At 58.2% G+C, this 536-nt stretch carries 1 protein-coding gene; it reads right to left on the bottom strand.

The window, feature by feature from the left end; genetic code table 11:
* Positions 1-239: 239 nt before the first annotated feature.
* Positions 240-536: DUF3047 domain-containing protein (locus tag A3730_RS29125; RefSeq protein ID WP_156501445.1), on the bottom strand; the 297-nt coding region annotated here is incomplete at its 5' end.

The following is a 536-nucleotide window of genomic DNA, read 5'->3' on the forward strand; positions in this document are numbered from 1 at the left end:
GATTCTGCGACACAAGGGTCGGCGACAAGGAGCGGGGAGAGGCAGGAGCACCGTCCGGCATGGACCGGCGGAGGAAAGTGGATTGCCTGTGGCTGTGTATGAACACGATGGCAGCGCCTTTACCCGGTTATCTCTGATTAACCTGCCACGACAGGCTAATCACAGACACCGGATTGAATAAATAATAAACAGCTCGCGGTAATGGCCGCAACTTTCTTTATCCTCGCTTATCCGTTGCTTCACTCTGGTTCATCCTGCGCAGCAGCACGAAACACTGGCAAACGGTAACAGCTCATTACCCGCGTGCCGGTATTATCGCCATCCGTCATGATCGCCACCGCATCCACTGCGTTCACCTCCATGCCATGAAAACGCCTGAAATCGGCCTGCACATTGCGCGAGAACCGGTGCCAGGTGCCGGCACCACCCGGTCCCTGCACCACGACCATCTCTGCCTGGCTGGCAAACGGGTTGGGCCAGTGAGCGCCGGGCTCGGCATCACGGGACCAGACATAGTTGATGGCCCGCGTCTGCCA

The sequence above is a fragment of the Alcanivorax sp. HI0044 genome (assembly GCF_001634945.1).